Annotated in this window: 16 protein-coding genes and 1 pseudogene; 12 read left to right on the top strand and 5 right to left on the bottom strand. The window is 32.9% G+C overall.

Translation table 11 applies throughout. The annotated features are described in order from the left end of the window. Nucleotides 1-103 precede the first annotated feature (103 nt). Nucleotides 104-880 carry a histidine kinase gene (locus NADRNF5_RS04970; RefSeq protein WP_148313073.1) on the top strand — a complete coding sequence of 259 codons (777 nt, stop codon included), beginning with the start codon at nt 104-106 and terminating at the stop codon, nt 878-880. Here NADRNF5_RS04970 and NADRNF5_RS04965 read toward each other — a convergent pair. Beyond that, nucleotides 877-1,377 carry a HEAT repeat domain-containing protein gene (locus tag NADRNF5_RS04965; RefSeq protein ID WP_048116044.1) on the bottom strand — a complete coding sequence of 167 codons (501 nt, stop codon included), beginning with the start codon at nt 1,375-1,377 and terminating at the stop codon, nt 877-879. The two genes, NADRNF5_RS04970 and NADRNF5_RS04965, sit on opposite strands and share 4 nt — an antisense overlap. Nucleotides 1,378-1,477: 100 nt before the next feature. On the opposite strand from NADRNF5_RS04965, the gene NADRNF5_RS04960 reads away from it, so the two are divergent. Beyond that, the gene (locus NADRNF5_RS04960) at nt 1,478-2,476 is read left to right on the top strand and encodes a DMT family transporter (RefSeq protein ID WP_148313072.1); all 999 of its coding nucleotides are present in this window, start codon (nt 1,478-1,480) and stop codon (nt 2,474-2,476) included. 33 nt (nt 2,477-2,509) lie between these two features. Here NADRNF5_RS04960 and NADRNF5_RS04955 read toward each other — a convergent pair whose 3' ends face one another. Beyond that, nucleotides 2,510-2,749 carry a hypothetical protein gene (locus tag NADRNF5_RS04955; RefSeq protein ID WP_048116043.1) on the bottom strand — a complete coding sequence of 80 codons (240 nt, stop codon included), beginning with the start codon at nt 2,747-2,749 and terminating at the stop codon, nt 2,510-2,512. A gap of 125 nt (nt 2,750-2,874) precedes the next feature. Between NADRNF5_RS04955 and NADRNF5_RS04950 the strand changes: the two genes are divergently transcribed. After that, nucleotides 2,875-3,153, top strand: coding sequence for a peptidylprolyl isomerase (locus tag NADRNF5_RS04950; protein WP_048116042.1), 279 nt, complete (start codon nt 2,875-2,877; stop codon nt 3,151-3,153). A gap of 6 nt (nt 3,154-3,159) precedes the next feature. Here the strand turns inward: NADRNF5_RS04950 and NADRNF5_RS11310 are convergent, their stop codons facing one another. Then, nucleotides 3,160-3,309, bottom strand: coding sequence for a hypothetical protein (locus tag NADRNF5_RS11310; RefSeq protein WP_192828358.1), 150 nt, complete (start codon nt 3,307-3,309; stop codon nt 3,160-3,162). A gap of 108 nt (nt 3,310-3,417) precedes the next feature. Between NADRNF5_RS11310 and NADRNF5_RS04945 the strand changes: the two genes are divergently transcribed. Further along, entirely contained in the window at nt 3,418-3,693 is a 276-nt protein-coding gene (locus NADRNF5_RS04945) for a hypothetical protein (protein ID WP_048116041.1), read from the top strand. Here the strand turns inward: NADRNF5_RS04945 and NADRNF5_RS04940 are convergent. Both NADRNF5_RS04940 and NADRNF5_RS04935 read right to left on the bottom strand, forming a co-directional pair. Next, a pseudogene (locus tag NADRNF5_RS04940) lies at nt 3,690-5,197 on the bottom strand (DEAD/DEAH box helicase). The gene NADRNF5_RS04945 and the pseudogene NADRNF5_RS04940 overlap by 4 nt on opposite strands. 273 nt (nt 5,198-5,470) lie before the next feature. Beyond that, nucleotides 5,471-5,659 carry a hypothetical protein gene (locus NADRNF5_RS04935; RefSeq protein ID WP_048116040.1) on the bottom strand — a complete coding sequence of 63 codons (189 nt, stop codon included), beginning with the start codon at nt 5,657-5,659 and terminating at the stop codon, nt 5,471-5,473. 175 nt (nt 5,660-5,834) lie between these two features. Here NADRNF5_RS04935 and NADRNF5_RS04930 point away from each other — a divergent pair, with 175 nt between their 5' ends. The 8 genes from NADRNF5_RS04930 (at nt 5,835) to NADRNF5_RS04900 (ending at nt 13,839) form a co-directional block, all read left to right on the top strand. Further along, the gene (locus tag NADRNF5_RS04930; RefSeq protein ID WP_342399217.1) at nt 5,835-6,320 is read left to right on the top strand and encodes a deoxycytidylate deaminase; all 486 of its coding nucleotides are present in this window, start codon (nt 5,835-5,837) and stop codon (nt 6,318-6,320) included. A gap of 4 nt (nt 6,321-6,324) precedes the next feature. Further along, nucleotides 6,325-8,883 carry a DNA-directed DNA polymerase I gene (locus NADRNF5_RS04925; RefSeq protein ID WP_048116038.1) on the top strand — a complete coding sequence of 853 codons (2,559 nt, stop codon included), beginning with the start codon at nt 6,325-6,327 and terminating at the stop codon, nt 8,881-8,883. A gap of 8 nt (nt 8,884-8,891) precedes the next feature. Next, nucleotides 8,892-9,185 (top strand): SemiSWEET family sugar transporter, encoded by a 294-nt coding sequence (locus tag NADRNF5_RS04920; RefSeq protein ID WP_048116037.1) that lies wholly within the window; start codon nt 8,892-8,894, stop codon nt 9,183-9,185. Nucleotides 9,186-9,220: 35 nt separating this feature from the next. Further along, entirely contained in the window at nt 9,221-9,877 is a 657-nt protein-coding gene (gene tpiA / locus NADRNF5_RS04915) for a triose-phosphate isomerase (protein WP_048116036.1), read from the top strand. Between the two features lie 27 nt (nt 9,878-9,904). After that, nucleotides 9,905-12,589 (top strand): pyruvate, phosphate dikinase, encoded by a 2,685-nt coding sequence (gene ppdK, locus NADRNF5_RS04910; RefSeq protein WP_048116035.1) that lies wholly within the window; start codon nt 9,905-9,907, stop codon nt 12,587-12,589. A 27-nt stretch (nt 12,590-12,616) separates the two neighbouring features. Beyond that, entirely contained in the window at nt 12,617-12,793 is a 177-nt protein-coding gene (locus tag NADRNF5_RS10905) for a DUF1059 domain-containing protein (protein WP_082051989.1), read from the top strand. 73 nt (nt 12,794-12,866) lie between these two features. Continuing rightward, the gene (locus NADRNF5_RS04905; protein WP_048116034.1) at nt 12,867-13,424 is read left to right on the top strand and encodes a CBS domain-containing protein; all 558 of its coding nucleotides are present in this window, start codon (nt 12,867-12,869) and stop codon (nt 13,422-13,424) included. Between the two features lie 145 nt (nt 13,425-13,569). Then, the gene (locus tag NADRNF5_RS04900) at nt 13,570-13,839 is read left to right on the top strand and encodes a hypothetical protein (RefSeq protein ID WP_048116033.1); all 270 of its coding nucleotides are present in this window, start codon (nt 13,570-13,572) and stop codon (nt 13,837-13,839) included. Nucleotides 13,840-13,872 lie beyond the last annotated feature (33 nt).

Here is a 13,872-nt window from a genome sequence, read left to right as displayed (position 1 = left end):
GATTTGATTGAAAACATGCCTAAATTCAAAAAAACCATATTTCTGAGGAATTTAGGGAGAAAATCAACATACTTATGAATTGAATCAGCATGGATTTTTTATATTGAAAATTCCAGAAATAGTACCGGATAAAATTTCAAATCCGATTAATCCAATAGTAATAATTGGAATTCTATCTTTAGGAATAGGAATTTTTGTTTCCATGAATGTAGTTTCCGAAGATGATGCAGGAGCAATTGCATCAATTTTTGCGGTTTTTCTAGCAGGTGTTGTCGCATTATTTTCATTCATAGTTTCTAAACAAAATGATACAGGTATTTTAGCAAAATCCTATTTTTCATTAGGGCTAGGATTTACAGCATACGTCATTGCCGAATTATTATATTATTCTATGGAAACATTATTTGGAATTGAACCCTACCCTTCAGTTGCAGACATATTCTTTTTTGCAGTATATCCATTTACTTTAATCCACTTAATACTCAACATAAGATTTTTTCATTCAGGATTTTCAATTTTTCAAAAAATCACACTAGTTATAATTCCAATTATTGCTTTAGTAGTATATGTAGTGTTATCCATTAGCATTCCAGATACAGAATTGGGTTTTGACTTTTACTATGGTTTGATTTTTGTGGTTTCTGCATCAGTGACCTTGTCATTATCCATAGTCGGTGCTGTGATTTTCAAAGAAGGTGTATTAGGAGCAGTATGGCTCCTACTAGTAATTGGATTGATGATTAATGCTGCAGGAGATGTGTGGTATTATCATTTGGAGATTTTTGGAGAGTATTTTGATGCACACCCAGTCACAGTAATATGGTATGTTGCAAATTTATTTATCATTTATGCATTGATTAAACATCTAAAAATTATTTAAATTGAAACCCATTCAGATTTTGCATTAAAATCAGATTTGTATCTCTTCATTCGTTTTAGAACTAATTTAGCTGTATTTCTAACACTTTCATTTTCATCATGCAAGGATCTTTCAACAGCTTCAATTTGATCAATTGCTCTAATAATCATCAAGCATTCTGTTGCCTCATGTCTTACCAGAGGGCTTACATCATAATTTGCAGCATGTGCCAAATCAGGAATTATCCTTCTCATATTTCTTGCAGCAATTTGATAACACACTTCATGTCTTACTACATCATTAGGATCATTTTTTAAAACCCACGCAAATAAATCAGACATTATCTCAAAAATTGGGCCTTTCAAATCAACCTCAACAGGAATTTCACCAGCAAGCCAAACTGCATCCCAACGCTCAGATTCATCCTTAGAAGTTTTGAAAATTGCATCTAATTTTTCAATTCGCTCTTCCATCGGAAGAGTACGTATAGACTTATCAAACTCAGCAGGAATGTTCATGCAGTATTAACATAAGATCTCACTACTATTTCAGTATTTATAAAAACATACAACTACTACGAGATCAATACCATTATTGGGATTATGGGGCAAAAATACCATGAGTTGGGATAAAAAAAATCAAGTATACCAACAAATGAGAAAATTCGATATTAAAAAAATTAGTCTATTTTCAAAACTGCAAAACAAGACAGTAGGTGTAGGGTTTTTGTTTGCAATAATGGCAGCTGCATTTTCAGCACTACCAAATGTAATTCCCAAATCATTGATGGAAGAACAGGTTGCAGAAGCATCAATTGTTCCAAATCCAATGATGCTAGTGTTTGTGATATACATAGTCAATAGTTTATTATTTTCACCATTTAGAAAATCAGACAGAAAATCAGCTAACATAAAAAAAGGAAGAACCACACTCATCCTACTAATTTTACTAGGAATTGCAGAATCTGCCGGAACACTAAGCTATACACTAGGATTACAAGAAACGAGTGCAACAAACGCATCCATCTTAGTGAATTCCGAAACAATCTTTGCAATTCTTTTAGGAATAATGATTTTCAAAGAAAAATTAAGCAAGCAAGAAATGTTGCCTTTTATTTTGATCGTCATCGGTTCAATTATCATTCCAGTTGGAGTAGATATGAATCACAACAATTGGAAATTATCAAATTTCATGATTGGGGATTTGTTTATTATAATGTCAGGATTTTTTTATTGTTTAGACACATTTATCGCAAAAAAGCTTAGCGACTCAATCAAGACCAGACATATTGTACACATAATGTCATGTACAGGTGCTATAATGGCGTTAACATTAATGCTATTGTTTCAAATTCCTTTTGATATTAATCTAGAACAATTATCCATAATCTCAATTGTAGGATATTTGGGAATTGGTGTCACCATGATGTTTTTTGTTATTGCCTTACGAATAATCGGGGCTGTCCGCACAGTATTAATTTATGCCACAACCACAGTATTCAGCATAATCTATTCATTTTTCATCTTATCAGAAAACATAACTATACTAAATATTGCATCAGCTGGATGCGTTCTAGTAGGATTATTTGTGTTAAGGAACAGAATCAGTGCAGATTAAAATCAAATAATTAAAGTAATTTAAGTAAACAGGTTATTCAGATAGTGATTGAGTGTGTGTTTTTGATAGTCGCTTGATCTTTGCATTTATTGCAGCGACATCATTTTTTGACAAGGTTGGTTTTTGGTTTTTAACAATTTTACATTCCTTAGTGATAGGTAATTCTTTAATGTTAGAATATTGTTCAAAAGACAATAATGCAACTTCAGATTTCTTATCATCCACAAATCTAAATTTGACAAGTAATGAAGGATTCATTTCCTCATTCATCATACAATCATATATGACTAAGATATTAAATCATTCTATGTATTTATTGTAAACATGAAGATTAAATCAAACAGAATTTAAAGAAAAGAGAGAAAACAATTAAGAATTAGTTAATTTCGAATCCATTAATGGCAATCAAAATTAAATGCTCACACATACTAGTAGAAAAACAAAGTGAATCACTTGCAATAATGGAGAGAATAAAAAAAGGAGAAAAATTTGGTAAATTAGCAAAAGAATTATCAATTGATTCAGGTAGTGCGAAAAAAGATGGAAGTTTAGGCTACTTTACTAAAGGCATGATGGTAAAACCATTTGAAGAGGCAGCATTCAAGTTGCAAATCGGGGAGATTTCAGAACCAATTAAAACAGAATTCGGGTATCATATTATCAAGAGATTTGAGTAGGCCAAATCACGCAGACTTTGACTTTATTATTTTTTCAAAATCATCATCTATTTTCTGACTGATTTTCTTAAAATCATCTTGAATTTGGCCGTGCAATTCTTTTTCTTTTTTTAGTAATTTTGCCATATCATTTGATTTTGTATTTTTCGTGGGCATCAACAATGCATATCATAAAATAGTTTAGAGCGAGTAAATCAATTTCCACATCCTTTAAACCAAAATAAAATAAACAACATTTTTGAGTGCCAAAAAATAAAATTTTCTGTGGTTTTATTAAATGAAAAAACATTAGAAGAGATTCTAGAATACCTTGAAAAATCAATCTCCAATCTTGCAAAAGAATCATTTGAGAATTTGGAAATTGGGGGAGGATTTGATAGGATAATGAGTTTTCTAGAAAATCAATTTGAATTAAGACTGGAGAATTTACTAACATCTAAAAAAAGTAGTATTCATCACTTAGAATCAGGTATGAAAAATAAAGTCATTCAGAGAAAGCAAAAAATTATTCACAAGATTTCTGAGCAATATAAAATCTAGAGAAATGCATCTAGTCCTGTTTTCTGAGATTCAATTTCGTGGTTTTTTTCCAATACCTTTGTCATTTTATCTCCCATGGATTTTGCTGCAGTCATCTTTCTTTTTCCAATCCAATAATATGTCTCATCGATGGTATTTTTTGCTATTAGTACTACTAGTTTTCCAGTATCCTTTCTTCCAGTCCTCCCCCTTCTTTGGATAAACCTAATTGAGCTTGGAACATTATCATAAAAAATAACTTGATTAACTTCGGCAATATCAAGGCCTTCCTCACCAACTCGTGTTGCGACAAGTACCTGAAAAATCCCATCTCGGAATTTTTGTACGGTTTCAATCTGCTTTTTTGTTTTAAACCAGCATCACCGGCTTTCCCAATTAAGATTCCAGCTGAAATTCCCATTTCAGTTAATTTATTGAAAATAAGATCTACAGAATCACGATAGCTGGTAAATATCAATGCCTTACCTGGAACAGATTCAAGAATTTCTTTTAATTTTGGAATTTTAGAATGTTCGATTCCTTGTGATTGTGCTTCTTTTGCAAGATGAATTGCCCTTGTAAAATTAGGATCTACTTCAAAAAGTTCCTTAATTCCTACACCTTTTTTTGCTTGTGCACGCTCACAAAATTTTAGAAAAGGAGTAATCCCATGGGCTTCAAGGATATTTAGAGCATAATGAATCCTAATTCCAGTGAAGAGAGGTTTTGCAGAGCGCCTATTCTGATTTAATACAAATTGCCTGATTCTTAATAAAGCAGAAAGAGATTGTTGCTCTGCCATTTTAATTCCATTTTTTCTCAAAGTGGCATATCGTTCATCCAATGCCAATTTCAACAATTTTTGAATGGATTTTAGTTCAGGAGGAAGTTCAACGTTAATCCATTCAGTATGAGTTTCTTGAGTGTAAGGTTTTACATCTGGGCTATCCTCTCTTCTTTCAGCAACACTTGAAATTCTAAGTTTTGTCAAAATTTCTGTTGCCTTTTCTTTTTCACTTGGAAGTGTAGCTGTCATTCCAAGAATTCTTGCAGGAGAATTTTCAAAACTCTCAGCGATTCCAGAATATGCATAATCCCCAGCTGTTCTATGAACTTCATCAAAGATCACAAGGCTGAATTGATCAGGAGTAATAATTCCCCTATTCAAATCATTTCTGGCAATTTCAGGAGTTGCACAGATAACACTATTATTCCAAAGTTTGGTTCGTTTCGGAATTGTGTCTTCTCCAGTAATCAATGAAATATCATCCAGTGTAAGATTTTCTTTTAGGAATTCATAATGTTGATTTACCAACACCCTAGTAGGAGCCAGAAACAATATCCCACCAGTTCCCCTTGACAAATATTCAGCGATTACTTGTAATGCAATAGCAGTCTTTCCCAATCCTGTAGGCAAAACAACAATGCAATTCTCATCAATTGCCTGATTTGCAAGATTTACCTGATAATCACGTTTTTCTATAGAGTTTTTTTGAACATATTTTTTCTCAAGATACTGTTCCAACTTACATAATTAATCATAATTTATTGATTTTATGCTTTCGTGTAGCAAAATACTATCCATTACTCAAAAATGAGCAGATATTTCATCATGAAAAATCAGATAAACCAAAAATAGAAAATTGAGAATTAAAGGAAATCTGAGCCTAGAGAGGCCTAAAAATAGAAAATACCATCAAAACAGACCCCATAAAATATTGCTCAAAGCAAAATAGTCTAAAATGAGACCATCAAAAAATTAAGAAATAAAAAAAAGAAAAATTGAAAAAACTAAATCTTATTCTAGTTTTTTCTTTGCTTTGTTAATCATCACAGTCTCTTCACGAAGATGTTTTTTCAATAAGGCCTCATGATCTTTTTTGTGAATACTGTATGCTTTGTTTAAAGCCTGTTTTGATTTGGCTTTTTTAACAGCATTTTCAAATTTTTTGTGAATTACGTTCACTTGTGCAGAATAGCTTGCCATAAAACAAAGTACCACACGAGATTAAAGAAGTTTATGTATTTTACATTCAAGTATTTTCAAATTATTCAAAATTGATCGCACTAAACATCAGAATTAACGTGATCCATATATTGAGCAGGTTAAGACATTCAGTGTGAGTGATTCCTTTGAGAGACCCGGATGGGATGAATACTTTATGCTTCAAGCAGAATTGGCAAAGCTTCGTTCAAACTGCATGACAAGACAGGTTGGCGCAGTGATTGTAAGAAATCACAGACAGCTTGCAACAGGATATAATGGAACCCCACCTGGAATCAAAAATTGTTTTGAAGGAGGATGTAAAAGATGCCAGCTAAGAATGGAGGGCAAGATAGAATCAGGAGCATCATTAGATAGATGTCTTTGTAATCATGCAGAAGCAAATGCAATAATGCATTGTGCAATTTTAGGGATTGAAGCTGGAATAAAAGGCGCAGTATTGTACACAACATTTGTGCCATGTTTGGAATGCACAAAAATGGCAATCACGATTGGAATTAAAAAATTTGTATGTCTTGACTCTTATCCAGAAACAGATTATGATTTACTAAAAGAGGCAGGAGTAGAAGTAATTCAACTGGATAAAAATGAAATTTCAAAATGGGCAAGCAAGCTAGTCGACAAATACGAGAATTCTGTGTAAGAAAATGCAAGTAAATCTTAGAAATACTGAGCAAGTTGATTCAATGTCCCCATCAATGCTCGTATCTGCCACATATGATAACAATTCAAAATCTGCAGTTTTGAAATTCTACAACCCTGAATCCCAAAAACTAATTTTATGGAAGGATGAAACAGGACACAAGCCTTATTGTTATTCAAGATTATCACCTGACGAATTAGACTTTCTTCAAGAAAGAGAGGATGTTTTTGAAATTAAAACCGTTCAAAGATTTGATCTTATCACAGATAAAGAAATTGACATGTCAAAAATTACAGTAGCAGATCCTCTGGCAATTGGTGGAACGACAGGGGATAAGAGTATCAGAAACATAATTGAAACATGGGAATCAGATATCAAATATTATGAAAATTATCTTTATGATAGAAAGCTGATTGTAGGAAAATATTACGAGATTATAGACAAAAAGCTAAAACCACATGATTTGGAAATTTCTGATGAAGTAAAAATTGCATTGAAAAGTTTGCTGTGGGATAAAGTAGACAGTGAAAGTATGGTAGATGCTGAAGAATTTAAGAAATACATTACAGATTGGGCAGATTTACTAAACCAGCCAATTCCAAAAATAAAGAGACTTAGTGTAGATATTGAAGTCGAAGCTGAAATAGGAAGAATACCGGATCCCAAAATTGCAGAAAAAAAAGTTACTGCAATTGGAATGAAAGGTTCAGATGGATTTGATCAGATTTTTGTTCTCAAAACAGAAGGAACTGAGGAAGGGATTAATGAATTAGAAAAAAATATCAAAATCACATTTTACGATTTAGACAAAGAAAAAGAAATGATTCATGATGCATTTAAAATCATTAAAGAATTTCCTTTTGTTGTAACATATAACGGAGATGAGTTTGACTTGCCTTATCTTTACAACAGAGCAGAACGACTAGGGATAAAAAACTCTGAAAATCCATTTTACATGATGAGGGATTCTGCAACATTAAAGGAAGGAGTTCATCTTGATTTGTACAGAACACTTTCTAATCGTTCATTTCAAATTTACGCATTCAGTCAAAAGTATACAAATTTTTCACTAAACAGTGTCTCTAAAGCTCTACTTGGTAAAGAAAAGATAGATTATGGTTTAGAATTTGACCAATTGTCTCTATATCAAACTGCAAATTATTGTTACAATGATGCGCTTCTAACATTTGAGCTTACCAGTTTCAACAAAGACTTGCTGATGAATCTCCTAGTCATCATTGCAAGAATTGGCAGAATGCCCATTGACGATATTGCAAGAATGGGAGTATCACAATGGATTAGAAGTCTGCTATACTACGAGCATAGACGAAGAAACTGCTTAATTCCAAAAAGAGAAGAATTGCAGAGAAGATCAGAAGGAGTGTTATCAGATGCAGTGATTAAAGATAAGAAATATCGAGGCGGTCTAGTAGTTGAGCCAAAAGAGGGAATTCATTTTGATGTAGTGGTAATGGATTTTGCTAGTCTATATCCAAGCATCATCAAAGTCAGAAATCTCTCATATGAAACAGTAAGATGCTCTCATGAAGAATGTAAAAAAAATATCATTGAGCAGACAAATCATTGGGCATGTTCTAAAAGAAACGGACTAACATCAATGATTATTGGTTCACTAAGGGATTTGAGAGTAAATTATTACAAGAGTTTATCAAAAAAAGAGACCCTTACTGATGAGCAAAGGCAGCAATACACAGTGGTCAGTCAAGCGCTCAAGGTCATTCTAAATGCAAGCTATGGGGTAATGGGTGCAGAAATATTCCCACTATATTTCCTACCAGTTGCAGAAGCCACTACGGCCATAGGAAGACATACAATTTTAGAGACAATTAAAAAATGTGAAACAGCAGGAATCGAAGTATTATACGGAGATACGGATTCGCTATTTATTAAAAAACCAACCAAAGAACAAATTCAGACAGTAATTGAGCAAGCAAAAAAAGATCACGGTGTAGATTTAGAGATTGATAAAACATACAGATATTGTGTACTAAGTAATAGAAAGAAGAATTATCTCGGAGTAACAAAAGATGGAAGCGTTGATGTTAAAGGACTTACTGGAAAGAAATCACATACACCACCATTTATCAGAAAATTATTTTATGAATTACTAGATGTGTTATCAAAAGTTCAAACAGTTGAAGATTTCGTTAAAGCTAAACAGCAGATTTCAGAAAAGATTGCCACATGCGGGAAAAAAGTAGAGGCAAAAGAAATTCCATTAGAAGATTTAACATTCAATGTAATGCTCAGCAAAGCCCCATCAGAATATACAAAAACTATTCCTCAACATATCAGGGCTGCAAAACAATTGGAAACAATTAGAGAAATAAAAAAAGGGGATAGGATTTCATTTATCAAAATTTTGAACAAACCAGGTGTGAAACCTGTAGAAATGGCAAAAAAAGAAGAGATTGATTCAAAAAAATACATGGAGTTTATGGAATCTACATTGGAACAAATTACATCATCAATGGATTTGGATTTTGACACGATTTTAGGAAAGCCAAAACAAACAGGATTAGATGAATTTTTTTGGAGTTAGAATAGGTAATGGAAGTCGATGGAACACTTCTAACATTATTGGGCATATCAGCAGGAATTTTAATTTTAATGGGATGGGTTGAACAAATCTACAAAGGTTACAAGACTAAAAGACTCAAAGATGTTTCAAAATTTCTAATGATTTTCATTGCAGCCGGGTCGATTTTATGGCTATTATATGGAATTATAGTCTCAGATGTTTTCATTATTGGAACTAACATGTCAGGATTGATTCTAATGATTATTGTATTAGGAATGAAAAAAAGATACGACATTAGAGCAAATGCATCTCAATCAGAATGAAGGATTAAATACAATACAAAAAATTTCAAAGAAAGATGTTTGTCATAAATTGTAAAAATTACGAAGAGATTTCGGGAGACAAAATAATCAAATTTGTAAAAACGGCTGAAAAAATATCAAAAAAATACAAAGTAAAAATTGCAATATCCCCACCTCAACATTTAATCGGATTAGTTGCAAGTAGTACAATTCCAATATTTGCTCAGCATATTGATGACTCTAAAATTGGAAGTACTACAGGATTTATCATTCCAGAGTTGCTAAAGAAATCAAAAGTCAAAGGATCCCTAATTAATCACAGTGAGCATAGAATTTCAAGTAAAGAAATTGAGAGATTGATTTTAAAATTAAAAGAATTGAAAATGGTATCAATTCTTTGTGTAAAAGATGTTGCAGAAGTAAAAAAATATGTTAAATTAAATCCAGATTACATTGCAATAGAGCCCTCAGAATTAATTGGATCAGGAAAAGCAGTATCAAAAGAACAACCAGAATTAATTTCAAAAGCTGCTAGCATAATAAATAATTCAAAAAACAAAACAAAACTTCTTTGTGGTGCAGGCATTGTTTCTGGTGAGGATGTGGCAAAGGCCATAGAATTAGGATCAAAAGGAATCTTAGTTGCAAGCGGAATTATCAAGGCAAAAGATTGGAATAAAATAATTTCAGAATTTGCCAAGGCATTAGTTTAAAAAGCCAAAAAATTTACGAATTTTTGCATGGTAAAAACAAAGCCAGTTTATGCATTTGAAGAAGCAGATAGTAAAAAAAGAATGCTTCTAGGCGGAAAGGGGGCAGGGCTAAGCGAGATGACCCGTCTAAAACTTCCAGTACCGCCAGGATTTACGATCACAACTGAAGTTTGTAACAAGTATTATGATAACAATAGAAAACTCCCCAAAGATGTAATGCCTGCAGTAATGAAAAATATCGCAAAAATGGAAAAAAAGACAGGTAAAAAATGGAATTCTACTAAAAATCCATTACTAGTTTCAGTCCGTTCGGGTGCCGCAATATCAATGCCAGGAATGATGGATACAATTTTGAATTTAGGACTAAATGAGAAAACAGTTGAAGGTTTTGCAGAACAAACAAAAAATCCACGTTTTTCATGGGATTCGTATAGAAGATTTATTCAATTATTTGGCAAAGTTGTATTTGGAGTAAATGATGAAAAATTTGATCATGTCTTAGACTCTGCAAAAGCAAAACAAGGGGTTACAGATGACAGTAAACTAAGTGTTGAATCATTAAAAAACATCGTATCAGAATACAAAAAAATCTGTGAAGACCATACAAAAAGGAAATTCCCAGATACACCAGATGAACAGTTGATTTTGTCAATTGAGGCCGTTTTTAAAAGTTGGATGGGAGAAAGAGCAATAGTTTATCGTGAAAAAAATAACATTACAAAAGACATTGCAAATGGTACTGCAGTAAATGTTGTTGCAATGGTATTTGGAAATATGGGAGATGATAGTGCAACAGGGGTTGTATTTACAAGAAATGGTAATAATGGTAAAAAAGAGCTAGAGGGAGAATATCTCATAAATGCACAAGGAGAAGACGTTGTTGCAGGTGTGAGAACGGGTAAGAACATTGAATTTCTAAAAAAAGACATGCCAAAATCATACAAGGAATTAAGCAATGCATGTGCAAAGTTAGAAAAACATTTCAGAGAACCACAAGATATTGAATTTACAATCGAACAAGGCAAGTTCTACTTGTTGCAAACAAGGACTGCAAAGATGAGTGCCAGTGCACTTGTAAAAACATCAGTGGACATGGTAAAAGAAAGATTAATCGACAAAAACAAAGCACTTGTAAGAATTCCGGCTCAACAATTAGAAGCATTGCTTCATAGAACAATGGATGAATCAAAAATTAAAAATTATAAACAATTGGCAAAAGGAATTCCAGCATCACCAGGTGCTGCTAGTGGAATAGTAGTGTTTGATGTAAAAAAAGCAATAGAATTAGGAGATTCAGGAAATAAAGTAATTCTAGTAAGAAAGGAGACAAAACCAGAAGATGTTCCAGCATTCTTTTCATCAGAAGGCATTTTGACTAGTTTGGGAGGAAAATCATCCCATGCAGCAATCGTCTCAAGAGGAATGGGAAAACCATGTATTGTAGGATGCCCCGAATTAAAAATCAATTATGATAACAACACATGTACTGCAAATGGAATAACTATCAAAGAAAAAGATACAATTACAATAGACGGCAGTGCGGGAACTGTCTTTATTGGAGAAGTCCCAACTGTAGAGCCACAAATGACAAAAGACTTTGAGCAAATTTTAGACTGGGCACAAAAAACCAAAACACTAGGAATTAGAGCAAATGCAGATACTCCAGAAGGAGCAAAACTCGCAAGGAAGTTCGGAGGACAAGGAATTGGGTTATGCAGAACAGAAAGAATGTTCAACGGCAGTGATAGAATTAATTTATTTGTAGAAATGATAATGGCTGAAAATATTGAAGAACGAAGTAAAATTTTAACCAAATTAGGCCAATTACAAAAAAGTGATTTCATTGAGATTTTACAAGCAATGGAAGGATACGAGGTAACTATCAGATTACTAGATCCTCCACTACACGAATTCTTGCCCAATCCAGAAGAATTAACAGAGAGGATTCAAAAATTAAAAGCAAGCGGAGATACAGATGGAGTTAACAAAACAGAAATTATTTTGAAAAGAGCAAGAGAATTAGCCGAAATCAATCCAATGATGGGACACAGAGGTGTTAGAGTAGGAATCACATATCCTGAAATTTATGAGATGCAAATTCGTGCAGTATTTGATGCACTAGTGGAACTAACAAAGAAAAAAGTAAAGGCACACCCACAAATTATGATCCCACAAATTAGCAGTATTGCAGAATTAAACCACATTAAAAGAATCTATGACCGAATCAAAAAAGAGACTGAAACAAAACACAAGATGAAATTAAAAATTAATTTTGGAACTATGATTGAGGTTGTAAGAGCAGCACTTACTGCAAATGAACTTGCGACTACGGCAGAATTCTTTAGTTTTGGTACCAATGATTTGACACAAGGTACATTTAGCTTTAGTAGAGAGGATGTAGAAGGGAAATTCCTTCCAGAATATATGGAGAAAGAACTTCTTGAGAGAAATCCATTCCAATCAATTGACGTTAACGGTGTTGGTAGTTTGATAAAAATAGGTGTATCAGCAGGGCGTCAATTACGACCAAATATGGAGATTGGAATATGTGGAGAACACGGCGGAGATCCAAACTCCATTAAATTCTGTCACAGTATTGGTCTAAGTTATGTTAGTGCATCACCACATAGAATTCCTATTGCCATTGTTGCAGCAGCACAAGCTGCAATTGAGCAGCCAAAAAAAGCAAAATCAAAGAAAAAGAAAAAATAAATAATTCCAAATCAAAATATCATCATCATGACAAAAAGCATTAGCTGTGCCGATGCAGGAAAAGATTGTGGATGGTATACAACTGCACCATCAGAAGAAGAACTTATGGAAAAAGTAACCCAGCATGTGATAGAAAAACACAAGGAAATTGAACTAAATGCAGAATCAATATCCAGCATAAAATCGCTAATCAAAGAAATTTAAAATTTCCCATAGGCAGCAAAACCATATCGTTAAACTATAGATTTTAAAACCAACTAGAGTAATTCAAAATGATTTGTTACCACGGATTGATTCAATCAAGCAAATAAGACAAAAGATTGGAATAACACAAAAAAAACTAGCCACAATGACAGGAGTTAGTACTTCAATGATTAATCAAATTGAATCAGGAAGGAGTCAGCCAAGCTATGAAACAGCAAAGAGAATTTTTGATAATCTTGCAAAACTGGAGGGAGAGTCTTCATCTCATACAGCAGGGGATTTTTGTAGTAAAGATATAGTAAAGCTAAAACCATCCAACACTCTTCACGATGCAATAAAAAAAATGCACCAGTTATCAATTAGTCAAATTCCTGTTTTTAGTAATTCTGAAGTTGTAGGAGTAGTATCTGAAGACGGAATAGTGAAGCACCTAGCAGATGTGGGGGAATCAGAACTAAAAAAGGCAAAACTTGCAGACACGATGGATCCGGTGCCGCCAATTGTAGACTTTGACACACCAGCAAATGTACTAGTTCCATTAATTAGATATTCAAAATGTATTCTTGTAACAAAAAAATCAAAAATTATTGGAATTATAACAGCATCAGATACTTTGAAAATGATGGAATAAAATCCAGAATTATGAAAATAGCATGGGTTTTGTAAATCTCATCAATAATTATTTCAGAAGATTCAGATTAGATTCCAATCTCTTCTGAAAATCACATTTGATAATGATCACATTTTGATAAATATACTCTACATCTAAAAATAACATGGTAAATGAAGAAAATACGTGTGAAAGATGCAATAAATCAGATACAAGTATTGGTAAAATTACACAATACAAAAATCATGGAATAGACAAACTACTTTGTCAAATTTGCATAAAGGAGATTGACGATTACTATTCTCTTACATGTTCAAAGTGTGGCAAGCCTGCACACATGAGGGGTAAATTAATGGAATTTGAAAATGAAAAAATATGTACAGTCTGTATGGATGAAATTAAAATGAAAAAAATAACAGAACCAGACCAAAAATAATTTTTAGATGAAAAACTATAAAGTTCAAAATTC

Origin of the sequence: Nitrosopumilus adriaticus, assembly GCF_000956175.1 — an archaeon.
Taxonomy (GTDB): Archaea; Thermoproteota; Nitrososphaeria; order Nitrososphaerales; family Nitrosopumilaceae; genus Nitrosopumilus; species Nitrosopumilus adriaticus.
Note: the sequence above shows the minus strand (reverse complement) of the source record. Positions and strands in the feature narration are given on the sequence as shown.